The 24,251-nt window shown below is 60.4% G+C and carries 18 protein-coding genes and 2 pseudogenes; 10 read left to right on the top strand and 10 right to left on the bottom strand.

Annotated features, from left to right (window positions below):
* Nucleotides 1-675: 675 nt before the first annotated feature.
* Nucleotides 676-2,331 carry a glucosamine inositolphosphorylceramide transferase family protein gene (locus tag NKI25_RS15390; RefSeq protein ID WP_352998650.1) on the bottom strand — a complete coding sequence of 552 codons (1,656 nt, stop codon included), beginning with the start codon at nt 2,329-2,331 and terminating at the stop codon, nt 676-678.
* A gap of 358 nt (nt 2,332-2,689) precedes the next feature.
* Here NKI25_RS15390 and NKI25_RS15385 point away from each other — a divergent pair, with 358 nt between their 5' ends.
* Genes NKI25_RS15385 through NKI25_RS15365 form a run of 5 tightly spaced genes read left to right on the top strand, consistent with a single transcriptional unit; the run spans nt 2,690 to nt 8,168 of the window.
* Complete coding sequence (locus NKI25_RS15385) at nt 2,690-3,979, top strand: glycoside hydrolase 5 family protein (RefSeq protein ID WP_352956628.1); 1,290 nt, start codon at nt 2,690-2,692, stop codon at nt 3,977-3,979.
* Complete coding sequence (locus tag NKI25_RS15380; RefSeq protein WP_352998649.1) at nt 3,976-4,497, top strand: glycosyltransferase family 2 protein; 522 nt, start codon at nt 3,976-3,978, stop codon at nt 4,495-4,497. The genes NKI25_RS15385 and NKI25_RS15380 overlap by 4 nt, the downstream gene beginning before the upstream one ends.
* Nucleotides 4,485-5,663: a glycosyltransferase family 2 protein gene (locus NKI25_RS15375; RefSeq protein WP_352998648.1), complete on the top strand. Its 1,179-nt coding sequence runs from the start codon at nt 4,485-4,487 to the stop codon at nt 5,661-5,663. Before NKI25_RS15380 ends, NKI25_RS15375 begins: the two co-directional genes overlap by 13 nt.
* Nucleotides 5,664-7,280, top strand: a complete 1,617-nt coding sequence (locus NKI25_RS15370; RefSeq protein WP_352623048.1) for a Rossmann-fold NAD(P)-binding domain-containing protein — start codon at nt 5,664-5,666, stop codon at nt 7,278-7,280.
* 6 nt (nt 7,281-7,286) lie between these two features.
* On the top strand, nt 7,287-8,168 hold the full coding sequence (locus NKI25_RS15365) for an NAD-dependent epimerase/dehydratase family protein (protein WP_352623047.1): 882 nt from the start codon (nt 7,287-7,289) through the stop codon (nt 8,166-8,168).
* Nucleotides 8,169-8,296: 128 nt separating this feature from the next.
* Here NKI25_RS15365 and NKI25_RS15360 read toward each other — a convergent pair whose 3' ends face one another.
* Nucleotides 8,297-9,025: a class I SAM-dependent methyltransferase gene (locus NKI25_RS15360; protein WP_352956631.1), complete on the bottom strand. Its 729-nt coding sequence runs from the start codon at nt 9,023-9,025 to the stop codon at nt 8,297-8,299.
* A 1,612-nt stretch (nt 9,026-10,637) separates the two neighbouring features.
* Between NKI25_RS15360 and NKI25_RS15355 the strand changes: the two genes are divergently transcribed.
* From NKI25_RS15355 to NKI25_RS15345, 3 genes and pseudogenes are all read left to right on the top strand, one after another.
* On the top strand, nt 10,638-12,194 hold the full coding sequence (locus tag NKI25_RS15355) for a family 16 glycosylhydrolase (RefSeq protein ID WP_352956632.1): 1,557 nt from the start codon (nt 10,638-10,640) through the stop codon (nt 12,192-12,194).
* Between the two features lie 350 nt (nt 12,195-12,544).
* Nucleotides 12,545-12,943: an ISAzo13-like element transposase-related protein gene (locus NKI25_RS15350; RefSeq protein ID WP_352569952.1), complete on the top strand. Its 399-nt coding sequence runs from the start codon at nt 12,545-12,547 to the stop codon at nt 12,941-12,943.
* Between the two features lie 245 nt (nt 12,944-13,188).
* Nucleotides 13,189-14,067, top strand: a pseudogene (locus tag NKI25_RS15345) (metallophosphoesterase); the annotation flags it as partial.
* 717 nt (nt 14,068-14,784) lie between these two features.
* Here NKI25_RS15345 and NKI25_RS15340 read toward each other — a convergent pair.
* The 4 genes from NKI25_RS15340 to NKI25_RS15325 all read right to left on the bottom strand — a co-directional run bounded on the left by NKI25_RS15340 (nt 14,785) and on the right by NKI25_RS15325 (nt 19,471).
* On the bottom strand, nt 14,785-15,894 hold the full coding sequence (locus NKI25_RS15340; protein ID WP_352998647.1) for a LacI family DNA-binding transcriptional regulator: 1,110 nt from the start codon (nt 15,892-15,894) through the stop codon (nt 14,785-14,787).
* A 109-nt stretch (nt 15,895-16,003) separates the two neighbouring features.
* Nucleotides 16,004-17,533: an amino acid ABC transporter permease/ATP-binding protein gene (locus NKI25_RS15335; RefSeq protein ID WP_352998646.1), complete on the bottom strand. Its 1,530-nt coding sequence runs from the start codon at nt 17,531-17,533 to the stop codon at nt 16,004-16,006.
* A gap of 76 nt (nt 17,534-17,609) precedes the next feature.
* Nucleotides 17,610-18,446 carry an ABC transporter substrate-binding protein gene (locus tag NKI25_RS15330; protein ID WP_352591316.1) on the bottom strand — a complete coding sequence of 279 codons (837 nt, stop codon included), beginning with the start codon at nt 18,444-18,446 and terminating at the stop codon, nt 17,610-17,612.
* 158 nt (nt 18,447-18,604) lie between these two features.
* Entirely contained in the window at nt 18,605-19,471 is an 867-nt protein-coding gene (locus NKI25_RS15325) for a PfkB family carbohydrate kinase (RefSeq protein WP_352591313.1), read from the bottom strand.
* A gap of 100 nt (nt 19,472-19,571) precedes the next feature.
* Here NKI25_RS15325 and NKI25_RS15320 point away from each other — a divergent pair, with 100 nt between their 5' ends.
* A complete protein-coding gene (locus NKI25_RS15320) occupies nt 19,572-20,573 on the top strand; it encodes an SIS domain-containing protein (RefSeq protein ID WP_352706026.1) in 1,002 nt (333 codons plus the stop codon).
* 64 nt (nt 20,574-20,637) lie between these two features.
* Complete coding sequence (locus NKI25_RS15315) at nt 20,638-21,765, top strand: NAD(P)/FAD-dependent oxidoreductase (protein WP_352706028.1); 1,128 nt, start codon at nt 20,638-20,640, stop codon at nt 21,763-21,765.
* Between the two features lie 289 nt (nt 21,766-22,054).
* Here NKI25_RS15315 and NKI25_RS15310 read toward each other — a convergent pair whose 3' ends face one another.
* The 4 genes and pseudogenes from NKI25_RS15310 to NKI25_RS15295 form a co-directional block, all read right to left on the bottom strand.
* Nucleotides 22,055-22,492: a TA system VapC family ribonuclease toxin gene (locus tag NKI25_RS15310; protein WP_352998645.1), complete on the bottom strand. Its 438-nt coding sequence runs from the start codon at nt 22,490-22,492 to the stop codon at nt 22,055-22,057.
* Nucleotides 22,489-22,716: a CopG family transcriptional regulator gene (locus tag NKI25_RS15305; RefSeq protein WP_352569963.1), complete on the bottom strand. Its 228-nt coding sequence runs from the start codon at nt 22,714-22,716 to the stop codon at nt 22,489-22,491. The genes NKI25_RS15310 and NKI25_RS15305 overlap by 4 nt, the downstream gene beginning before the upstream one ends.
* A 133-nt stretch (nt 22,717-22,849) precedes the next feature.
* Nucleotides 22,850-22,951: pseudogene (locus NKI25_RS15300) on the bottom strand (EamA family transporter); the annotation flags it as partial.
* A 104-nt stretch (nt 22,952-23,055) separates the two neighbouring features.
* Complete coding sequence (locus NKI25_RS15295) at nt 23,056-24,081, bottom strand: zinc-binding alcohol dehydrogenase family protein (RefSeq protein WP_352998660.1); 1,026 nt, start codon at nt 24,079-24,081, stop codon at nt 23,056-23,058.
* Nucleotides 24,082-24,251 lie beyond the last annotated feature (170 nt).

The following is a 24,251-nucleotide window of genomic DNA, read 5'->3' as shown; positions in this document are numbered from 1 at the left end:
GTCGTACGATGGAACCCAGGGGGCGGGCTGAAAGCGCGCCAGGACTGGCGATAGGTATCGGGCGAGATGATGGACCGGGTCATACGTCCGGTGCTCCACATCGCGCGCGCGCAAATGCGCGGCCAGCGACAAGCCGTGGGGGCCAGCTCCAATGACCGCCACATCCACGGATGTGCTTGATCCAATCATATGCGGGCTCCCGGCCATAGTGGAAAGAAGAATGAAGATGAGATGAAATAAGATCTGTTGCAGCCCCCTAATTTTAGGTTGTATGCGAGCATTACCTATGCATATCTTAAATGAAAGGACGATGGATGGTTAGGAAAAGACAATAGATGATTAGCTCTTTTGGGGTATCTCTTCAGGTTATTTCCAGCCCATCCCACCAGCGCGGATAGCACGGCAGCGGCACCGATCACTTCAGCAGCTGTGTTGGCAGCGTTGCCAAACCCGTTCAGACCTCTGGGGCCACTTCCAACGCCGGCGAGGACATCCATCGACCCGCGGCCGGCACTAGCTCACAAGCGACAATTTTCTACTGAGCGAACCGTGCGGAAGGCAGCGAAGATCGTCGGCGCGAAGAAATGAACGTCCAGATAACGCTGACATTGCCACTGGCCAGAAGCTGCAATGTGCAGGTGGGCTCGCTCCTTCACTCGGCCGTGATTTCCGAGCTTATTCTGTGCCCGAGAAGGGTCGGGCGCGCCCGACCCTTCTCGGGCGGGGTACCTTGCGCTCGACCACCTGGCTACGGGTGGCTGACCCGGACGAGACCGCCCAAGAGAGGGACTGCCCACGCGGTCCCGAGACCCCACGCGGTCCCGAGACCGGCGCGTCGGGTACCAGCAAACGATAGGAGGTCGTGACCTCTCGCAAACCCCGGATATGCCCGAACAGGTCGATCACCTCCAAGCCAGACCGGCGGTTGTAGGTGTGACACCCCAACGCTCCGGACCAAATGCGACCGACCGGGGTCTGGGCAAACTCCGACGCCCCGAGCGCATCTATCTGGCAGAACGTCACCGCACTGCCATAGCCGCGCGCGCAGTCTTGGACCGGGCGTAGCGTGCGTCCGCCGTGTCGGATGACGGCGCCTGCGGGGCGGCTGAGCCTGGCATCAATCAGGACCGGGTTGGCGGCATGGGGCGTCCAAGACCCCGTCAGGCTCTCGGCACGGTAGAGGCTGAGGACATCCCAAGACGTGGACCTCCACCGCCTTGGGCTGACGAAAAACCAAAAGCCGCCCTCATAGCAGAGAGGCGTGGTATCGTAGCCCTCGATCCCCTCGATGAGGCAGGCCTCCCGCGTCCAGCGGTAAGGGAATTCCACTGCCCTGTAGAGGCTAACATTCCTGGCCGTCCCCGATTCGGGGATCATCCAGATCTGCCCGTCCTGTTCGAACACGAACGGGTATGAGAGGTGATGCGGTTCCTCCAAGACGATCTGGGGTGCGCCGACGGTCCCGTCCCGGTCCGCTGCCACGACCGCAATGCACCCCCGGTTCTTCGAGTAGAGGTACTGTTCGACAAAAATGAAATCCTGCCCCTGGCGCCGGAACGGGAACGGGTCGGCAAGGTAGCTATCGGTGCTTCCGGTGAGCACCGAGAAGGTTGCTTCGCCTTTGTCGAGCAGGCTCGCCGATTCATCGAAGCGCCAGCCAACCCCCCACATCCTGCCGCCTCTTGCCAGGACGTCCAAAAACCTGATCGCTTTCGATGCCACCGTGCCGGTCGCCCTTGCAAGGGCCGAGGATGCGCCAAGTGAAGGCACGGCCGTCCGTGAACCGGGGACACCGGACGCAGCTGAACCGGTTTCCTCGCGCAAGGCTTTGAGGATCAGCAGCACAGCGCAGGAGAGGACGCTGTCGAGACTCGCTGAGAACACTCCACGGTCTACACTGGCCGGACGGGCCATCCACGGCCGCAACGGGCGCGCCGTGTCGTGCAGGTCGACGAGAAGGTCCTGATCATTCGCCACGGCCGCCATGACGCCGATCTCGCCGGGTACGCCGTTGAAGAGCGGCGTCAGCACCCGCAGCCCCGCCGGGCGCGTCTCCTCTCCGCTCAAATCGATCACCACGTCCACTTGGTCGGACGGAGGCGCCGGCAGGGACCGCAGCGCCGCCTCTACGGAGTCAGTGGCGCCGTTCCCGCGAAAGCCATAGACCAGTCGTTCGAGTTCGAGCAGCAGACGGCAGGTCAACGGCAGCGGGCGGCGACCGGCCGCCAAAGCGCAGGAGACCTCGTTGCCGGGCACTTCAGCAAGCGCTTCTGCCAGCCAGAGGTGCCACCGAAGTAGCCGCGATGGATCGAGACTCAGGCAAATGCGCATTGTTGTTCTGACCGCGGATTTCAAAAGGACGCCGGCTCACAGCTTGACGAGAACCGCCTGCGGCGATCCGCCTTACCAAGACTCCGCCGCGGGCCCGCGGGCCAGGGAGGTAGATGGAAAGCGATGGCGCGTGTCACAGCGCGAGAATATTTCCCACCTATTACTACCGCGGGGACTCGCCAATAAGAGGAGCCGAACTCTTGGTTGGGAGCGATGTCTGACAGCACGGGTCCATACTCGAGCGACCGGAATCGGCCAAGCACCACTATGCCCGAACGACGCCCGGGCTGTGCGAGGTCAGAGGAGGTAATCCCTCGGGGCTGTTGCACTCGGCGCCCGGCGAGAGCCACATGCCCGGGTGATTGTTGGCTGGCAACGAGTGAAAAATAGGCTGCGCAACGCCGGACTGCGGGTGCTGGTGTGCGCGTTGCTGTCCGTTCCGGCAGTCGTGAGCGCCGCGGATGACCCGTCGGCAACGTCCTTCATCAAGACTTCCGGAACGAACTTCACCTTGGACGGCAAGCCGTTCTTCGTGACTGGCGTAAACAACCACTATCTGACCTACGGGTCGCCGGATGAGGTCACCCGCGTCCTCGATGACGCGGAGGCGATGGGCGCCAATGTGGTCCGCACCTTCCTCCAGCCGGTGATCGGGTCGCTCGACGGAAGCAAGCCTACGATCTGGGATTGGCGGCTTGAAGGCGAAGCCAGCAATCTCGCGGTCAAGGGCACGTACCTGCTCTACTGGGACCCGAGCCAAAACAGGATGGCGATCAATGACGGCGCCGACGGCATGCAGAAGGTTGATTTCCTCATCGCCGAGGCCGGCAAGCGACGCCTGAGGCTGATCATCGCCGTCCTGGATTTCTGGGCCTTCACAGGCGGCGCCCAGCAGATGCGGGCCTGGTATGGGAGCCGGGACGCCCCAGGCGTGCAGAGCCAGTACGACACCGACCTCAGCAAAGAGAAGTCGGAGTTTTTCTTCCAGGATCCGCGCACGAAGCGCGACTACAGGACCTGGGTCAGCCACGTCGTGCAGCGAGTCAACCCGCTCACCGGGCTCGCCTACCGGGATGATCCGACCATCATGGCCTGGGAGCTAATGAACGAAGGCAATGCGCAGCCGGAGGCCTTACGATTGGCTTGGACCACCGAAATGACGGCTTACGTGAAGTCGCTCGATCCGAACCATCTCGTCACCTCAGGACACGCTAACGTCGAGTCGAAGCTATCGGATCTGACGATCCCGACTCTCGATTTCGGGACCTGGCATGGCTACCCGCTCTACTACAAGCTCACCGTCCAGCAGTTCGACAGCTTGATCACCGAGTTCTGCCGGTTGGCAGTTCGCGCCGGCAAGCCGGTGCTTCTGGAGGAGTTCGGCTATGCCCGCTCCAATCAGAACTTTGCCCAGGCTTACGCGATGTGGCTCGACACGCTGACGCGCGAGCGCAACTGCGCCGGCTGGATGGTGTGGCGGCTGGTGTCGCGGCAGGACAGCGGACGCTATCCCGTCGACGAATATGACAAGTTCGATATTCACAACGACGGAGGTCCGCTCTGGAACATCCTCAAAGCCGCCACGGCTCGGGCGACGCAGACACGCGAAACCAGCCCGGCCTCAGAAACCCGCCGGCAGTTGCCATGACCGAAGCCTCCGTCGTGATCTGCGCCGACACACTCGATCGCTGGGACGATTTGAACGCGGCCATCGCGTCGGTGCGCCGCCAGACCTGCCCGGCCCGCGAGATCGTCCTCGTCGTCGACAACGATGAGGCGCTCTTGGAGGGCGCCCGGCGCGAGATCGAGGGTGTCGTCGTCACACCTAATACCAACTTGCGTGGACTGTGCGGCGGTCGCACGACGGGAGCCGGATTGGCGCGCGCGCCGGTCGTGGCGTTTCTCGATGACGATGCGATCGCCGATGAGCGCTGGCTGGACGAGTTGCTGATGCCCTACGCCGACCCGCGCGTGCTTGGCGTCGGCGGCCGCCTCGAGCCTCTGTGGCGCAAACCTCGGCCCTCGTGGTTTCTTTATGCTGAGAGCCGGCTTCCGGGTAAGCCGAATCCAGCGCGTGGAAGTCTGGCTTTATCGCATCGTCTATCGAAGAGCTTGGGGCAGACATTGGCAGCTCAAGTCGGGAGAATTCCTAGATGCGTATTCTGATGCTTGCGCAATCCTCTACGCCGATTGGCGTTGGCCAGCGGGGCCACGTCCGGAACCTAAGTATCGGTTTTGCCCGCCGCGGTAATGACGTTGCCGTTGCCACAACCGGTCAGCCTGGATCGAAAACCGGGCAGACCGAGCATGGCGTCACCAGCGAACGCCGGCAGGTCCCGCGCCCCCCCACGATCTCGGTGATTATCTGTGCCTACACCGAGGACAGATGGGAGCTGATGCTTCAGTCGGTGGCCTCGGTTCAGGAGCAGACCTTGCAACCCTGCGAGATCATCGTATGCATCGACCACAATGAAATCCTGTTTCACCGTTGTGCCGCGTACTGGGCTGGCTTCGCCGCATCCACCCCTCCGATACGGGTGATCCAGAACAAGTACGACGGGCACCTAGGGTCGGCCCGAAACACGGCAGCCGAGACAGCTGCGGGAGACATTCTGGCGTTCTTGGATGACGATGCAGCGGCCGACAAGGACTGGCTCGGGATTCTCACAGACCCGTACCAGGATGAGCGCATCGGCGCCGTCGGCGGGCGCCCCCTACCGGTTTTCGAGTCTAGCCGCCCGGCCTGGTTTCCCGTGCAGTTCGACTGGGTGTTCGGATGCGCTTATGACGGTCTTCCGACAAGCCGAGGCCCCTTGGCTCATCTTATAGGTGCCAACATGTCGGTGCGGCGAACCCTCCTTGAGCAGGTGGGAGGGTTCCACTCCGACAATCACGACGACATGGACATGTGCCACCGCGTGGCGCAGATCAAGGGTAGTGAGGCTGTCATCTACGAACCGGCAGCGACCGTCCGCCACTTTGTACCCGCCTCACGGCCGAGTTGGAAGTACTTCTGGCGCCGCTGCTTCTTCGTCAACAAGGGGAAGATCGAGGCTCTTGCCCAGATGGGCGACGCCGCAACTCTGGGTGCGGAAACCCGCTTCGTCTGGTACGCGCTGACCAAGGGCGTACCGCGAGGGATTTGGCAAGCCGCCAAGGGTGACCCCCACGGGCTGGTCCGGTCCTCGGCCATAATTATTGGCATAGGTCTGGCCGCGGCAGGCCACTCCGCCGGTCATGTCGAGCGGGCGCGGCGATTGCGCCGGCAGCGCCGACAGGCCACCAGGCAGGTATTTAACACAGCCGCGCGAGCCAATGGGCGAGAGAAGTGAATGCCTTCTTCGATAATCATTGGTTCGGGTCCGGCTGCAGCCGCCGCCGTGTTGGCGCTGTCCGGGAAGTCTGACGAGAAGATAACTGTGTTCGATCCGGGCACCGTGCTGGACGTCCAGACGCAAGAGGTAATCTCCAGGCTGTCCAAGCTGCGTGTCGGCGACTGGGATGAGGAGGACGTCCGCCGGATCGGATTGCAACCCAAGCGCGTACAGTCGGATTCGCTCCCTGAAAAGAGAAGCTACGGATCCGATTTTCCGTTTGTCAACAAGGGCCAACTCGACGGAGTCCACTCCCAGGGTAGAGTCAACTCTGCTGTGATCTCATGCGCCTACGGAGGGTTCAGCAACGTCTGGGGGGCCCAGATCATGCCCTTCAGCGCTGCCACATTCAAGAGATGGCCGTTCGGTTTCTCGGATATGGAAGAGCACTATCGGACGATCCTTGGTCACATTCCGTTCGCCGGAGAGTCCGACGATCTCGATGAGTGGTTTCCGCTCATCGGATCTCCGCACCCGCTTCCGCCGCTGGCACCGCGGACGCAGATGGTGCTGGCCAACTACGACCGGCACCGCGATCGTGTACGCTCCACCGGAATAACCATAGGGCGCGCGCGGCTCGCCTTCTCGGCGCGCGAATGCCAGCCCTGCGGCCTGTGCATGACTGGGTGCCCGCGGTCGCTGATCTACTCGGCCTCGCACAGCTTCGACCGCTTCAGGCGCAGCGGGAGGATTGACTACCACAGCGGGCTGCTCGCGGTTCGAGTCGGCCAGGAGGCCGACACGGCAGTCGTGGAGGCTCGGGAGCTATCCAGCGGCCGGATCCAGCGATTCGCAGCCGACCGGGTCTTCGTGGGTTGCGGAGCTATCGGCACCACTCGGCTGATCCTGGGCTCGCTCGGATCGGACCAGCCGGTCCATCTTTCGGAATCGGCTCAGTTCGTTCTTCCAATGATGTCCGTGAAGCCGACTCCCGACCCACGTACAAGGCGCGAGTTCACACTCAACCAGTTCAACATGGTCATCGGCCGGGACGACGAAGGCTTCGACGTCTCACAGGTTCACTTTTACCCGTTCAACCACGCATACTACGATGCGCTGCCCGGCTTCCTCCAACATCCCGCCGCCGCCTTCGCGACAGATCGGCTGCTGAGCCGATTGACGGTGGGCCTCGGCTATTTGCCATCCTGGGCGTCACCCAAAATACGGATCACAGCCCAGGTGCCCGCAGCTCCTGATGAGCTACCCCGGATTACCCTTACTTCCGAGGGGTTCAGCGAGACCAGGGTCAGGGGCAAAGACGTGCCTCCGACGCTGCCTGACGTAATAAAGCGCATCTATAGGGCAGCACCTTACCTTGATTTGTGGCCGGTCACGTCGCAAATGCTGTGGTCGGGTGGGGCCAAGAGCTACCACTTTGGCGGCAGCTTTCCCCACGCTAGTGAGCGGGACGCCCGGAGTGCGACGACAGACCGCGTCGGGCGGCTGGCGCGTTGGGACCGGATTCATCTTATCGACGGTTCGGTTTTCCCAAATGTTCCGGCGACTACCTTTACGCTGACTGTGATGGCCAATTCTCATCGCATCGCCTGCGAGGCGATGGAACTGACGGGGTGAGCATCAATGCGGGTCGGCATCACCGGAGCGACTGGGTATGTCGGGTCCATCCTGCGTGCTACCTTCGCCCAGCAAGGGCATGAGGTCATCGCGTTCGCCCGCCCGAACCGGGCGACCTCCGCATCTGCCGCCGCAATGGCCGGCGTCGCCGAATGGCGCCCATATGAGATTAAGCGCCCGCCGTCGGGGGCCGCATTCAGCGACCTAGATGTGCTCATACATAGTGCATGGGACCTGAGTCTCATCAGTGCCGGCGATGTATGGGGTGTCAATGTGTCCGGCTCGCAGCACCTCCTCCGCAATGCCGCCGACGCAGGGGTTCGCCGGGTCATTTTCATCTCCTCGATGTCCGCTTACAAGGGAACCCGACAGTTGTACGGCCAGGCCAAGCTGGCGTGTGAGCGCACAGCCAGCAGTCTGGGAGGCGTCTCCACCCGCCTCGGACTGGTTTACGGCCCCGGTTGGGCCGGGATGGCCGGCGCGCTGCGCAAACTCACCAAACTGCCGGTTACACCTCTCATCGGGGCGCGCTCCCATCAGTTCACCGTGCATGAGGCAGACATGGCAGCCGCCATGGTGCGTATTGCCGAATCGGACATGCCCCTGCCGGAACCGGTAGGGCTGGCCAACCCCGAACCCGTGCCGTTCCGACGGCTCATGAACGAGATCGCCGCGTCACAAGGCAGAACACTACGTGCCGTCCCGGTGCCCTCGCAGCTTGTCAGTTGCATGCTCCGGGCAGGAGAGGCCCTGCACGTCCCCCTACCCTTCCGATCCGACTCCATCCTGGGGCTCGTGCACCCGGCGGCAGAGGTTCCCGGGGTAGGGCAGCTCAAGCAGCTCGGAATCAGGTTTCGAAGCTTCTCGCTGGACGGAGATCGACGTTAAAAATATGGGAGATTTGCCCAGCCCTGCGGGTGACAGCGTTTTGACACTTCCCGGGCACTGCAACTTTCACCTTCGTGAGCCTCCAGCACACAAAGGTCGGTTCGCGCTCGACGCGCACGAACACCACCTCAGCTCGTGAGGACGATCAGCGAGGCGCCGCCGAGTAAGCGCACCGACAGGTCCTCTCCGGCCATAGTCCGGACAATGCCTCGGGCGGCATTACCGAGGATGGCTGTAGTGGTTCTCCATTCGGGATGGATCTGCAGAATATCTTCCGCGGTCCTAGTGTACTGTGCGTCAATAATTTTAAAATCTGTGTCGCGCAGAGTCGCTAGCGCCGTTGCCTGATCAAAGTAATGCAGGTGACCAACCTCCTTGCGTTGCTTAAGATGCTGACCACGTATAAGTCCGACGACATTCATGTCAAGTGGAATATGGAACGTATAGTATCTTGATCGTCCTCTTAGTCTTCGAAGGAAGCCAATATAATCATCAACGTGCTCGAAAACATCGATGCACAAAAGAAGATCGCAATTCTCGCCGGTCTGAAAGAAGTCGCCGCAGTGAAATTTGAGGTTGTTTTTTTCTCGGTGTTTGGCCAAATTTATAGCGTAGGGAGCGATATCGTAGCCGATGGCTGTTGAATCACGGAAGATATCATGCCGAAGAAGAGCATCCAGAACGCTTCCCGTCCCACAACCTGTATCGACGATTTTCTGGCAACTGATGTTGTTGGCGCGCACGATCTTGGCGATGTTCGCGGCCTTAACACCGCCATCTTCGTCATGCCAAGTAGGATTAGCAGCGGCATAATCTATTCCGGTATAGAGGTCATTACTTGACATCATCTCTGCCATCTTTTGTGGTCGAGCCAGATTAAGTTGCCTCTTCAAATATTTCGGTGTTACTAATAGTTTCTTTTGGCTTGAAATCGACCAGCGATCGAGGTCGCTGCATGGCCACAAGGCCAGGTCCAGAAGGGGATCCTAAGTCGTCCTGTCGATCGCATTTCACATTTCGGGAATGGACGAATGTTAGGGAGCCGCACCGGTCTTGAGGTCGCTCAGGGTTCCTCCGTTGCCTCGGGACTACACGCTACATGCGAACCGCGCATCTCAGTGGGCGCAACCGGATAAAAGCAAAACCTAGCCATTACAAATGTAACGACACTCTCGATGGCGTCAAGCCGCCGGCGGCGAAGCTTCCGGGGAGGTCCCGTAAGGCACGCGGCCCATCTGAGGTAGCTCATGGGAATCCAACTCCTCTCGTTCCACAGCGAGGCTGACTGGCAGAAATTTTCGCCGATCAGGGACAAGCGATGCCGCATTGTCGGCTTTACGTTCTGAACGACGGTCAACCTGCATAGACGACCATGCAGCAAAAGAGCACGCTAATCGACTGTGCCCCAGGTGGAGCTTTGGCCACTGGCTGCGCGGTTCAGACTCGCGGCAGGCGCCACGCGGCGAGAACGCGCCGCGCCATAGGGGTCAAGTATCAGCCACTTCAACAAGCCGCTTAAGCGATCGCACTTCCCCTGGATGCGGTTGCAGGTTCGGCGCGTTACATGCAGGCACGCTGGCGTTTCGATTGAACGGCCTGTCGGCGCTGTAGGGCCTGCACTCGATAGCAGGGCCAGCTCTCACCTTCGATCATTGAAGGCGGATCATGTGGGACATCGCCGCCGTGGCGCTGGCGAGATCCCTCAGCAATACGTGTAGAGACTGCATCGGCCGCGCAAACGGCACCGTCGAACTTCGGAGCGGCAGCGCCAGCTATAGGTTCGACGGCTCGTCCGCCACGCAACTCGGAAGACATCCCGGCCATCCTTGTCGACGACCTCACATGCGAACGACCCCGCGAACACATGCGCTCAAACCGGCGCAACATTTCAGCCGACGGACACGGTTTTGGTAGGACGTCCGGAAGGGCGCTTCGGTGCGGCCGTTCGACACACGTCCTACATTAGAATGTGTTAATAAGTTCTCACTGAGCCTCATTCTCGCCGCAAATGGCAGTAAGCTCGTGTTAGCTCGATACATCGTCCTCTGATTAATCACTTCTCGATAGTATAAGACGGTAGGCGGGATAAGTCCAACGAGCGGAAATGCCTGCGTTTTACTTATGGCGCAGGCGTAATTACAACAAAAAAACACAACTAACCAAGGATACACCGTGTTTTTTGCTAAACAGCTCGGCGGTGCCGGAAGAGCTGCGCTCGACTTCAATTTGGCTGCGGCTGGAACCGCCGAACAGCTTGCGTGCGCGGCAGCACCCTCGACAAAATTCGCCTTCGGATGGCGAGTTCAACGTTCAGCTTGCTCGACAATAATGTCTGGGCGAGGACTTCCAATTCTCCGCTACTTTGAAACTCCGTTCGCAGTGCCCAACTGCGAGCATGCGATCTGCCGCGCGCCTTGGCGATGCGCGGCAGTGGAATTCCCTGTTTTCAACACCAAAGAGGATCACTGAATGACTCTTTCCGCCCCCGCAGGCTTTGCCTCTAGCGATCTCGTCTTCGAGGAAAACTTCTCCGGTACGGCGCTCGACAGCGACTGGCATACCTACATCACCAGCAATGCCGCCAATGGCTGGCCATGGAATAGTAATGGATCAGGAGGAAGCAACGCAGGCTCGCAATATTATGCCGACTACGATGTGCCGAGCCAAGTCTCCGTGAGCAACGGGGCCTTGGATCTCACGGCGATCAAGCAGCCCATCAGCGGCATAAATCAGGGGACCACACAGACATACCCGGTCACGTCCGGCGCGGTCAGCAGCTACGGCAACTTCGAATTCAATGGCGGCTACCTTCAGATCAGCATGAAGGCGCCAAGCGGCGATGGCGCATGGCCGGCCCTTTGGCTGTTGCCCGGCCATGGCGCCGGCAGCAGCGGCGACAATTTCGAGATCGACATGCAGGAGGGCGGATTTACCGGTTCGGGGCCGGCGAACCAGATGTTCTCCTGGCACCTCCACTCGCCGTCAGGGTGGGTAGGAAACAGCATTGATACGGGGACCGACCTCACGGCCGGCTTCCACACGTACGGCATCAACTGGGTGCCCGGTCAATCGATCACCTGGTATCTCGACGGGCATCAGATGGCGCAAGTGACCAGCGCACAGGCGCCGATCCCGGATGAACCGATGGAATTGATCATGAACAATGGGGTCGCGAATTCGAACGTGACCGGATGGCATACGGCTCTGGATGGTTCGACTCCTTCGTCGATGCAGATGCAAGTCGATCAGATTCAGCTTTACCAGAAGGCAGGCAGCGGTGACACGGTGACGGGTGCTAACGTCACTCCGCCAATCACTGGCTCGACCGGGACCGAGCCCGTGTCTGGCACCGGGACGGTTCCTTCTTCCGTCAGCACCAGCGATGGCACCTTGTACGGCACCAGCGACGCCGATGTATTACACGGAACCAGCGGCCACACGATGATTGGCTATGGCGGCAACGACACCTATTATGTCGATAATGCCAACGAGAAGGTGGTTGAGGCGGTGGGCGGCGGCAACGACAGTGTGCTCGCCTCGGTGAGCTATGCGCTTTCCGCCGGCTCGGAGATCGAGCTCCTCGCTACCAATAACGCGTCAGGCACGAAAGCAATGACCCTCGCCGGCAACGAGTTCGCCCAGACCATCCAGGGCAATGCCGGCAACAATGTCATTAACGGCGGCCTCGGCGCCGACGTCTTGACCGGCTACGGAGGCCACGATGCCTTCTCGTTCAATACTGCTCTTGGAGCCGGTAATGTCGACAAGATCACCGACTTCAAGCGCTCCCAGGATACGTTCCATCTCAGCGATACCGTTTTTGCCGGGCTTCAGCCGGGAGGGCTTCCATCCAAAGCTTTCTTTATTGGTGCAGCCGCGCATGACAGCTCCGATCACATCATCTACGACAGTGCAACCGGGGCGCTCTCTTTCGACAGTGACGGGGCCGGCGGCGGATCTCAAATACAGTTCGCCAGCCTTTCCCCACATCTGTCGCTCAGCGCAGCCTCGTTCTATGTGACCTGAAGGACTACGCGGGGCTGCCATGGCCAAATAAGGACTGGATGAACAGCACCTCAAAGCCATGGTGCCGAACCGAAGTCAGCGTACCAAAGGCGGGAGCCCGGTTTTCGGCGATGATCTGCTCAAGCAAAAGAGATGGGGTTCCATCCCGATGCCATCGGGATGGAACCGCTCTAGTCTAGTTGTGAGCTTTGCGCAGGTTGTCCATTCGGACCGAACCGAGGAGACTGGAGTTACCAAGCTTCGGGTCCGAATGAACATCCCAAACTGGCATGCGCAGCATCATCAGCTACTTTCTCTCGCCAATGATGCGATACAAGCAGGAAACACTGCGAGAGCGGTAAGAAGCCGGTTTGCAGCCGACGAAAGTTCGCCCTCCGGCTTCAACTCGAGAGCGCCGCAATCTTGTCGAGGCGATAGGTCAAAGGCGGGAAGCGGTCGGCTCGAAGCTGGATGACCATAGCCGGTTGTGGAAGGTCGAACTGCAACAACTCACTCGCGAGACAGGCCTTGCGCTCCACATTGCATCACCATCCGACGGGCATATCGACGTGGCGCAACATCGAACACCCCTGTTCTGCCGCATCACGCAAAGCTGGCGCGGACGGCGCCTCCTCAATCGCGTGGCCCTGGTCGAGCTGATCGCAGTCACGACAACCAAGCGGACCCGAAGCGGGCGCGCGGTCGATTCCGCGGCCGACGAAAAACGGGATCAAATGAACGATGTCGAGATGGAGGCGCTCGCCATCTAAGGCGACGCATTCATCCGGAATGGAACTGCACCATCCGCCCGAGATCAGTGGCAATTCGGAGCAGTTGACTGGTCCTAGCCCGAGCTCCCTTCCCTGCGCAATAAAGACCAATGCTTGCAGGTGACGCCAATTTGGGAAACTATTGACCAGCGAGGCCTCTCACGCGGTTGATGTGGTCCAGGCTGCCGCAGCTGAATACGCAGCGATCTCTAGTACCAACCTAGTTCTGCTGGAAAACACAAGTGCTGACGTCGCGGCGCTCATTCCTGAAGCTCTTTGGCGCCGTGTCGCTCGCGGCATTCGGTCTGGCGAGTTATGCCATCGCGATTGAGCCTCGGTTTCGACTGAGTGTCACGCACTACAAGCTCCTTCCGCCGCGCTGGCCGACCACTGCCAAGCCCCTGCGCATCGTCGTGGTCGCTGACATCCATGCCTGCGAGCCTTGGATGCCGGTTTCCAGGATCGACCAGATCGTTGGTGTTTCGAATAGCCTGCAGCCCGACATCGTCCTTCTCCTTGGCGACTACGTGATGGGCGTGCTGCCACGCTATGCCACCGGGATCGTGCCCGACACTGTTTGGGGGAATTCTCTTTCGAAACTTTCGGCGCCACTCGGCTGCCACGCCATTCTCGGCAACCACGACTGGTGGCACGGTGTCGATAGTGTCCGCGCAGCCCTCGTCGACAATGGCATTCCGGTCCTCGAGAACACCGCCACGCTTATCCGTCAGCAGGATGGCCCAGCATTCTGGCTCGCGGGTCTTGGCGACCAGTGGGCCATGCAGTTTTCTCGCGGCGTGTACAAGGGCGTCGACGATCTGCCTGGAACAATGGCCGGAATACCCAACGACGGCAATCCGATATTGCTCCTTGCGCATGAACCGGACATCTTCATTACTGTCCCTGACCGTGTCAGCCTGACGTTATGCGGCCATACACATGGCGGACAGGTGCGCTTGCCATTCGTTGGCCCCCCCATCATCAATTCAGCCTACGGACAGCGCTTCGCTTATGGGCATGTCGTCGAGGGTGGGAGGCACATGATCGTATCCGGGGGTTTGGGCGTATCATGGCTGCCGGTGCGCTTCGGCGTGTCGCCGGAGATCATGGTCGTCGATATCGGCCCGAAAACGTCCTCTCGTCCTGTAGACGAACCATCTGCTGTATCACGAGACCTGCCGTCCGCCGTTGATCGTTCGCACGAGGGTATTGATGGTTGTGTACATGCCGTATTCCCATCGCATCCAAGACGAACGCGGCACAGTCTATCATCCCTTTCTCCGACGGGCGGAGTCGGCGGATAGCTCTCGATCCACTAGAATGCCTTTAAGAAGCTGAGCCAGGCGTTCCGAAACACCTTTCTTCGACACATTCTCGGGGAAGGGAAAACCTGAATGGGTACGGCATCTTGTAGCCCCATCCTTGTTGTTGGCGCCCGAGCAGAACGCATCTTGGAGCATGCAAATGGCCCTGGTTGCACGAGATCTCCTTTGGGCCATCGGCGAGCATACTCCTATTGGATGAGGCGGCGCGAACCAGCGTTTCAGGACTACTCAAATTCCTGAAGGGGTCTGCGCCCGGCAGCATGCTACGACTGTTGCACGCAATAGCGTATCAAAACCGTGATCCTGGACATAGTCGGCCGAACCACGCCGAACACATTCCTCTTTGAAATCCAGCGTTCCGCGGTGGGCTGTCATTCAGCCGAGCCGAGCCGCAGATGGCCGATGGCGTGTAGGCGAGCGAAGAAACATACGGCAGGTCAATATCCCCGTATGGCATCGACCTCGATATAGAGAGGGGCTGCAATTCAGCCCCAGCTATAGACCGTTGCGGCCGGATCAGACGGGCTCGCGGGTGAGATGAACCGCAATTGAATTTCGTTCCACGATCTGGGCTGCCAGGACACGATGCTCGAAAGGTAACGTGGCCTGCGCTAACCTCTTCAAGAGAAGCTCCGCCGCCGCCGCCCCGATCAAATGCGCCGGCTGGGCGATGGCTGTGATACCCTGGGCCACGAATTGCATCCAATCGAGATCGTCGAAGCAAAGCAGCGAAACGTCTCCTGGAATCGCAAGCTTTAGTGCGGAAGTCGCCTCCAGAACGCCTGTCGACATCACACCATCGGCGGTAAATAGAGCGGACGGCGTATTGCGCATTGTCAGCAGATCGAGCGCCTCCTTGCGAGCTGCCTCGCTAGAATAGACCGCTACGCGGCGGATCAACCGCAGATCCGGCTCGATACCTGCGGCACGATGGGCTTCGAGATAACCCAACAATCGTTGCCAGCTTGGATGATGGTAGCGAACATCGAAGCTGGAGAGATCCGCGTTCGCCACAAAGGAGCCAACATCATCGCGGTGGCCCGGCCCGAGTTCCGCCAGTATTCCGATGCGGCTGTGTCCGGCGGCGATCATGGCCGCGATGCTGTTACGCGTCACAGAAACGTTGTCGACCACGACTGAATCGGTTTCCAGGCCCGCCACCATGCGGTCGAACTGCACGACGGGGCAGCGGGCCGCGACTGCTTCACGAAGATGATCCGGCTCGTCCACGAAGGTCGATGAGACGATCAACCCATCGACCTGCTTTTCCAGCAGCAACTGCACCGCCTCTCGCTCGAGTTCGGCATTTTCGTCACTATTCGTAACGATAACCCCGAAGCCGCCACCGCGCGCGACATCCCCTATTCCGCGCAGCACGCTGGCGTAGAATGGGCTTTCGATGTCGCCAACCACAACTCCGATAGTCTGCGTCTTACCGGTGATCAGGCCTTTGGCCAGGCGATTGGGGCGATAGCCCAGCGCAGCTGCCGCCGCGCGCACCTTCTCCCGAACCTCAGGACTGCTGTAGCCGTAGTCACCAAGTACACGCCCCGCGGTGGCGGAGCTCACCCCGGCCCGGCGAGCGACCTCTATGATAGTTGCGTTTTTCGACGATTCTTGAGTCACTCGGCAAACCCCGCCGCCCATGCGCACGCGTGACGGCGACCTAGCGGCAGTTAATCCCGCCCCGCAAGGCCGAACACCGCAACAGCCGCCGTTGCGCACACCATTGCAATCACAGCACCTCTGACAGAAAGCGCCGAAGACGCGGGCTTTGCGGATTGTCGAATAGATCCTCTGGTCGGCCTGCCTCGACTATCCGCCCCTCGTCCATGAATACGACCTGGTTCGCGACCTTGCGAGCGAAGTTCATCTCGTGCGTAACGACCACCATCGTCATCCCGCCCCGTCCGAGGTCGGCCATCAAGTTCAAGACACCTTTGACCAATTCCGGATCGAGGGCACTGGTGACTTCGTCGAACAGCATGATTTCGGGTTCGAGGGCCAGGGCGCGCGCGATGGCTACCCGCTGCTGTTGCCCGCCCGAGAGATTGGCCGGCCGATGGTCTTTGCGCTCCAGCAGTCCGACTTCATGCAGCCTCGCCAAGGCCACCCCCTCAGCCTCCTCGCGCGACATGCGTTTTACTTTGCGCAGCGCCAGGGTGATGTTGGCGAGGGCGCTGCGGTCGGGAAACAGATTGAACTGCTGGAAAACCATGCCGACGCGCCGCCGGAGTTGGTCAGGCGTCTGTTTGTAGATGCTTTCGCCATCGAGCAGAATGTCACCGGCTCGACACTCTACGAGGCGGTTGAGGCAACGCAGCAAGGTCGACTTGCCCGAGCCGGACGGACCGACGAGGCAGGTGACGGTCCCGGGCTCGACCTTCAGACTGACGTCATGAAGCACCTGGACGGCGCCGTAGGCCATGTCGATGTTCTTGACCTCGATGCCGCCGCCCTTGAAGCGGGTGGGCGCCGCTGCGGGCAATTTCGCAGCGCCCGGCACGCCGGCTTCGGCAAGCTCGGCGACTTCCTTGAGGCCGCTCTGCACAGCGGTGATACGTTTGCCGACGCGCATGCGCGCGTCGATGTAATTGACGAGGTGGGTCAGCGGCACCGTGATCACGAGATAGAACACGCCGGCCAGCAACAGCGGCGACAGGTTGCCGGTCAGCACGGCCTGGTCCTGGCCAACGCGGAACAGTTCGCGTTCGGAGGCGAGCAGACCAAGGAAATAGACCAGGCTGGAGTCTTTGACGTTGCCAATAAACTGGTTGACCAGTGCAGGCAGGACGCGGCGGATGCCTTGCGGGATCACCACCAGGCGCATGCCTTGGCCATACGTCATACCGAGAGTGCGGGTGGCGTCGATCTGACCACGCTCGACGCTCTGGATGCCGGCGCGGAAAATCTCTCCGATATAGGCGCCGGCGATCAGGCTGAGCGCCAGAATGCCCAGCGGATAAGGCGATGGACCGAACAGATCTCGGCCCAACCGCGCGAAGCCTTGGCCAATGATCAGGATCGTGACAATAGCAGGAAGCCCGCGGAAGATATCGGTGTAGACCCGCGCAAGGAGTTTCAGCGGCTGGTTCTCGGAAATCCCCATCACGGCGAGTACGATACCGATCAGCGTCCCGAAAAACGTCGAGGCAAGGGCCAGGATCAGGGTGTTCTTGAGGCCGACCATCACCATGTTCGGCAGAACTTCTGCCATCGCCTGGAAATCAAGAAAGCTGCGGGCGAAGTTGTCGAACCAGCTCATATCAAGTCCATCTATAACTCGGCCGGGCACCGTTGCTCACGGGCCCGGCCGGAAACGATAACGAATGCGCGCGAATTTACTTCTTTGGCAGATATTGATCCGGCATCGGGGTACCCGGGAACCATTTCTCGTGAAGCCGTTTCCAGGTGCCATCCTCCATGGCCTCGCGCAGTGCCTTGTTTAGCGCTTTTCGGAAAGCGTCGTTGCCCTTCTTGACCACGAACCCGGCAGGCGCGTCGAAGGACGGCACATTCATTGTTATCTTAAGGTTGTTGTAGCGCTCCACATACTGCTTGGCCGACTCATAGTCGGTGAAATGGCCATCGATCGTCCCGTTGTTCAGCGCCGCCACCGCAGTGTTGTTGTCGGGGAATTTGACGATGTCGCCCTTCAGGTTCTTCTCAGCATAGATTTCCTGCAGCGTTCCCTGGATCACGCCGATGCGCTTTCCGGCGGTGCTCTCATTGGTCGTCAGAGCCGGATCAGCCGAAATGATCGACAGGTAGCCAGCGAGATAGCCGTCGCCAAAATCCACGGTCTTCTTGCGCTCCGCGGTCGTGCCAATGGCGGCGACAGCGACGTCGAAGCGGCCGTTGGCGACAGACGGCAGCAGCGCCGAGAATTCTTGGCCGGTGAAAACGACCTGCTCCTCCTTGAACCCGAGCCGGCGCGCCACGTCGCGGAAGAGTTCAGCGTCGAAGCCGGTGAAGTTGCCGTTGGCGTCGGTGAAGACATAGGGTTTCGCATCGCCCATGGTTCCGACGCTGATCATCGTCGGGTCGATGAGGTTGTAGGGGTTGTCGGCCGCTTTTGCCTGCGTTGATGCGGCCAACGTGCCAAGTCCTGTCACCAGCGCGATCGTCAGCGCCAGACCGGATTTCACAAATTGGCGCCTGCTCGAATTCGTTTGCATGTCTTCTCCTCTTACGATTGGCCGAAGTCGGCCTGCGGTCCCACTCGACGACTCATCCATCAAAACGCTCTTTCATGGCGTTGGTTTTGAATGAGAACGTTATCACTTTAACTAGCATTGTCCATTTTTCGCGTCAATTGCTCAGTTGAATTTCGCAGCTAGACGGTTCTCTCGTCTTGAATGCGCCGAGCTCCGCGGAGGACCTCCGGCGTGATCTTTCCTAGATCGATTGCTGCCGCATAGCCGATGGCCCCGTAGTACCGGCAGGTAGCAGCCGCCGCCTCCGCGGCTTGGCCAAGAATGTCCTGAGGCGTCTCTTCCTTAAGCAGGCCGAATAGCGTTCTCGCGATGAAGGTGTCGCCCGCGCCCAGGGTGTCGACGGGTTCGACCAACCGCGCCGGGGTTCGGTAAGAGACGGTGGCGCCGTGAAGCACCGCGCCGGCCCGACCGCGAGTTACAAGAACCCACTTTGAACCAAATGCAAGCAATTCGGCTGCGATTGCGGCCAATTCCTTGTCGTCGAGACCGTCACCCGAGACGCAAGCCAGATAGCAATAGGGCCCAATCTCGCGTCGGTGTCCCGGTTCCCGCCGGGTGGAAAAATCATAAGACAACAGTGACTTACTTGATACAGCGGCAACCCAGGGGTCCAGACCGCTGGACTGGCCGATGTGGACGGCCTGAAAACCCGAGAGAAAATCCAGATCTTCTTGCGTCGGCGTGAACGCCGAAATTCCGAGATCGAAGTCCAGGAAAATCCGATCGGCGTTGCGGTGACCTATGAGGCAATAGGCGGTCGGCCCTTCAAGGCGCCGCAATCGGGTGACGTCCACGCGCTCGGACTTGAGTGCGGCGTGAATCAAGTCCCCTGCCCGGTCTTTGCCGATCGCCCCAACATAGGCCGACTGCCCGCCGAAGCGGCTGACATAGACCGAGACATTGAGGCAATTTCCGCCAGGATACATCTCGCCGCGAGCGAGATAACAATCGACCACGTTGTCGCCCATCGCGGCAATCTTGACCATCGCAGGACTTTCAGTTTAAAGGGTGTGATAACGTTCGCACAATGGCCCGCCATTGTCAATTGTGCGCCGGCCCAAGCTCTGTCAACGAGAAAGGAACCTCATGATTTTCGCCCTCCCCGCCGACGTTGAACGCGCCCTGGCCGCTACGGCGGGCAGGCAGTTTTCGCATCTTTTCCTCGTGGCGTGCGGCGGCTCGCTCTCGATCATGATGGCAGGCAAATACTTCGTCGACCGTCACAGCGGCACATTCGCCTGCGACATCTACAACGCGGATGAGTTCGTCTGCCGAGATCCGCGACGGTTGGGACCTGACGCGCTCGTTATCCTTTGCTCGCAGACAGGCACCACCCACGAGACCGTGCGAGCGGCCAATCATGCAAAGGATCAAGGCGCGACGACAATCGGCATGACGCTCGACCAGATATCGCCCCTCGCGCAGGCGGTCGACCACGCAGTCGCCTACCAGGCCTCCTACACGACGGGCAAACCGATCGATGCAGCCCGCAGCAACTACGGCGTGCTCTACATGTTGCTCGCCGGCCTAATCGATGCTCGGGAGGATGCCGGGCTGACCGCCGATCTGCTGATGAGCCTGAGCCATCTTCAGCCGGCGATCGAACGTGCGCACCGGACCTATGCCGACCGGTTTAAGGCCTTCGCACCCCGTTTCGCGCCGTGCAATACGATCTACACACTGGCCAGCGGTGCAAGCTACGGTGCGGCGTATTCCTACGCCATCTGCGTGTTGATGGAGATGCAGTGGTACGACTCGCAAGCCATACACGCCAACGAGTTCTTTCACGGCCCATTTGAGGTGGTGAACCGGGACGCTTGCTTCGTGGTCTTGCTAGGTTTGGACGAGACGAGGCACCTTACGGAACGCGCTCGCGATTTCCTTTTCAAGCACGGCAGCCGGGAAAACATCCTGGTGCTCGATGGAGCGGAACTCGACCTCAGTGGTATGTCAGAACACATCAAGCGCTATCTCGTTCCCTTGGTCTTTTTTGACACACTATGGCGTTTTGCCTACGAGCTGGCCGGTCTGCGCGGCCGGCCAATGCTTGAGGGCCGGCGCTACATGAAGAAGCTCACCGACTATTAGTTCCGCCGCGCTCTGCAGCGATCCAACAACCCCCAGCCCGTCTTCTGCGAAGAAGGATATCTCCATGACTGCCTCCCCAAAGCTGCGCCATGTCGTTGTTATCGGCGCGGGCATCTTCGGCATCTCTTCCGCGTTGCACCTTGCTCGTCTTGGCGTTGATGTAACCATTGTCAACGACGGCGCGCCGGCTAACGGTGCATCCGGCCGTTCACTTTCCTGGCTGAACTCAGCGCGACGTGCTGACACTGCCTACCACCGCTTGAGGCTTGCAGGCATCGACCGTTATCGGACCCTGGCCGCCACAAGGCCGGAAACGGCGTCGTGGCTTCGCTTTGACGGCGGCCTCACCTGGGATCGGGATGATGAGGCGAACCAGATCGCGTCCATCTGCCAACTGGAGCAGGATATTGGCTATGACGCGCTTCTGCTCGGCCCTGCCGAAGTCGGCGCAGTGACGCCCGGCGTCAACGCCAGCGCCATCACCCCGCAGGGCGCCATCTTCAATCCTGGCGAAGGATGGGTTGACCTGCCCTGCCTGATCGATCTGCTGCTCAATGAGTTCCGCTCCCGCGGCGGCAAGCTCGTCCAGAACGCCGGACGCGTGCGGACGGATGCCACAGGTGGTCGCGCGCGTGGCGTCGTCACTGCCGATGGTGTGCCGGTAAAGGCGGATGCAGTGATCCTTTGCGTTGGGCCAGCGACGCCTGTTATGCTTGCTGAGATCGGAGTCCATATCCCGGACGCTACGCCGATTTCACTCCTCTTGAAAACCAAGCCGATCAGGACCGAGCTCCGTGCCGTGCTGAATACGCCGCGCGTGGCGGTGCGCCCGACGCCGGATGGCGAACTTGTTTTGGATTCGGCGTGGTCGGAGGAAGAAGTCGTGGTCAACTCTGACGGAACTTACATCGTGCATGACAAGACCGTCAAAGGACTGCTCGACGAGGCTAGTGCGGTGCTCCAGGGCAATCCGCGGCTCCAACTCGCTACCTATGCAGTTGGCCCGAAGCCTATCCCCGGCGACGGCGAGCCAGTGCTTGGCTCCGTCGAGACCGTCGCCGGGCTTCACGTCGCCTTTGGCCACAGCGGCGCCACGCTTGGATTGATCGTCGGCGAATTGCTTGCCAAAGAAATCGCCTCAGGCAATCCGCATCCCATGCTTGCGACCTTCCGCCCTAATCGTTTCAGCTGAAAGGGCAATTGGGGCAAGGCCGAACTGTCCAGATGGGCAGCGGGCCTGGGGAAGAGATGGGTGACATGATCGTGTGATCGGGTTGTCGTCTTACGGCGACAGAGACGGCGACGAGTGTCAGCGCCGCGCGTCCAAGCGCGAACGCGCAGGGGAGAGATGAATGCCCCGCAAACTATGGTCAGATAGCCGCTCGCGATTCACTGGAGTGCGCTAAGCGCGACAAGTTGCGGAATCCTCAATTCAAAGCCAAGAAGATCGAAAGGCAGACTGCACCGAAGACCCCGGCGGTCTACCTTGTGGGAATCAGGTGCAGTGCAGACTTCCCGCCCTTCACGGCCGCCGCTGACAGCTTGCGGTCAAAGCTCGCTAGTTGGCCGCCGCGCGCCTTGGCGAGCGCGAGAAGATAGGTATCGGTGACCTGTGCCGAGGTCAGGATTTTCGCTGCATCGATGTCGCCGGAGCCAACCAGGGTCACATCGTCGGGCCAGAAGCTGTGCCCGTGCAGAGCCCGCAACTTGGTAACGATTTGCGCAACGATGGCGGGCGAACCGGGACAATTAGGATATCTTTGGTTGCCGACGATGCGCAAGACGCCGTTTTCGGTGATGGGACACGTAGCCCATGCGGCGTTACCGGTCACTTCGAACCAGGCATGCGCGTCGTCATGGGCCACGTGGCCAGGATCTATCAGTGCGATCAGCACATTGACATCGAGCAGGAGCGTCAAGGCAGTTCGTCTCGCAAGGCATTGACCGTCTCAAGCGTGACAGGAGGTGCATCCGGCCGAGGCGACAATAGAGGTATCCCATTGCGCTCGCCGCCGGCTTGAGGCCGGCGCAGCGAGCGCCGGGCGAGATCGGTGATGACCTCGCCGAGGCTGCGATCCTGCTGCCGGGCCATGGCCTTGGCCGCGACCAGGACATCGTCATCGATCGCCAGTGTGGTTCTCATATCGCCCTCCTTGGTGGGCATCAAACATCACGCATCATATAGAATAGCGACGTCGGATACTCAAGCGGTGCGAATAGCCGGCGGACTTTGCGTGGAACGCGTTTTGTGCCGGAAGGATCGTCGCTCCACGGCTTCAACCTTTGTATGCGACGAGAACTGCGCCCGCTGCTGCAATCAGTGAAACGCCAAGCCAGTTCGGCAGGGACAATTGTTCACTGAGGAAACCCACTCCGAATGCCGTGTCAAGCGCGCCGCTTAGCCTGGCGTCACCGAGCAACTCCCCCTCCCATAATGCAGCATCAGGGCTGCGGTCACATATCTTGATTGTGTTTGCTGACGTCAGCCAGATCCAGCCACGTCGACAACAGCCTTGATCAGACCGGACTTCTGCTGCGCCCAGATCGCAATATCGCGTGGGCTGTCGCGCAGGGTGGTGCGATGGGTGACGAGTCGGTCGATTGGTATTTTTCCAGCGCAGATCGAGGCAATGACGTGCGGGAAATCGCTACGCGTCGCGTTGCGACTGCCGATCAGCATCATTTCCCGCTTGTGGAACTCTGGATCGGAGAAGGTTATGTCGTCCGGCACGACGCTGACCATCACCATGACGCCGCCATGGGCAACATAGGCAAAGGCGGACTGGATCGAACGGCTGTTTCCCGTTGCGTCGAAGACGACGTCGAAACCTGTTCCCGCAGTGCGCTCCGCTATCGTTTCGATGATCGATCCCTTCGACCCGTCGATCACCAGGAAGCCCAATTGCCTTGCGGCAAAGGCCAGCCGCTCGGCATCGACGTCCATGACGGTCACGTTGAGTTGCGCGATGCGCGCAAAAAGCGCGGTGCCGAGGCCGATCGGCCCGGCTCCGATAACCAAGGTGCGAATGCCCGGCCCCGCCATGGACCTGCGGACCGCGTGAGCACCAATGGCCAGAAACTCGACCGTGGCCGCCTCGACCGGTGACAGACCGGCCGCGGGAATCAAGTTCTGCGCCGGCACGAAAATCTGCTCACTCATGGGACCGTCACGGTGCACGCCAAGCACCTCGATCGCCATGCAGCAGTTCGGCTTGCCCTGGCGGCAGGCGGCACAATGTCCGCAGGAAAGATAAGGATTGACGAGGATTTGCTCTCCAACCGCCATATGCACGGGCGCGTTGATTGCCGCGATTGTTCCCGAAACTTCATGGCCCATGACGCGTGGATAGGCGAGGTAAGGATGCCTGCCCTCGAAGATGTGGTAGTCGGTTCCGCATATCCCGACATAGGCGACATCGACCAGTGCCCAGCCCTCCGGCGGAGTGCCTGGCGCCTGCTGCTCCTCAAACACCAGCCTGCCGGGCTCGGCGCATCGCACGACTTTGATGCTGGGGCCCATGATTGTAATTCACCCCTTGCTAAGCTGGAGTCCGGCAGGAAGTGGGGGGGGGGGGGGCGGCGCGCGCCCCCCCGGGGGGGGCGGGGGTGCGAGGTGTGTTTATTAAAAAAAGGGAGCAGCCGGCTACCGCCTATTGGGATGTGGGGGGGGGGGGGGGT

Source organism: Mesorhizobium sp. M0808, from assembly GCF_040320025.1.
GTDB lineage: Bacteria > Pseudomonadota > Alphaproteobacteria > Rhizobiales > Rhizobiaceae > Mesorhizobium.
Note: the sequence above shows the minus strand (reverse complement) of the source record. Positions and strands in the feature narration are given on the sequence as shown.